The organism is Nonomuraea aridisoli, assembly GCF_003236395.1.
In the GTDB taxonomy this organism is placed as follows: Bacteria; Actinomycetota; Actinomycetes; order Streptosporangiales; family Streptosporangiaceae; genus Nonomuraea; species Nonomuraea aridisoli.
In genome coordinates this window covers 1-581 of sequence record NZ_POUD01000632.1, presented here as the reverse complement: position 1 = coordinate 581, position 581 = coordinate 1, and the positions used below count along the sequence as shown (strand labels likewise).

The 581-nt window shown below is 71.9% G+C and carries 1 protein-coding gene; it reads right to left on the bottom strand.

Annotated elements, in window-relative coordinates:
* Positions 1-581, bottom strand: a 581-nt coding sequence (locus tag C1J01_RS48480; protein ID WP_146616067.1) for an MFS transporter, incomplete at both ends; no start/stop codon positions are given.

The following is a 581-nucleotide window of genomic DNA, read 5'->3' as shown; positions in this document are numbered from 1 at the left end:
AGATGTGTATAAGGGACAGGGTGCGGGAGGTGTAGAGGAGGGCGGTGGCGGCGGTGGCGGCGAGGAGGACGTAGCCGAGGGTGTACGAGGCGGTGGCGGTGAAGACGGCGCCCATCACCAGGGGCGGGAAGTAGCCGCCGAGGCCGCCGGCCGCGCCGACCAGGCCGGTCACCGTGCCGACACGGGACGGCTCCACCAGGCGGGCCACCAGGGCGAAGACGCCGCCCGTGCCCAGCCCCAGGAAGAACGCCATGAGCACGAAACTCACCCCGGCGGGCAGCTCGGCGGGCGGCTGGAAGGCCAGCACGACCGCCATCACCGCCGTCCCCCCGAACGCCACCCGCAACACCCGAACCGGCCCGAACCGGTCGGACAACGCCCCGCCGACCGGCCTGGAGACCACCGCCGCGATCGAGAACCCGGCGGTACGCAGCCCGGCGTCCGTCTGGACGAAGTGGTAGACGTTCTGCAACAACGTCGGCAGGTACGTCGAGAACGCGACGAACCCCCCGAACGCCACCGCGTACAGAGCGGCGCACTGCCACGTCGCCTTGATCGCCAGAGCCTCGCGCATCCGGGGC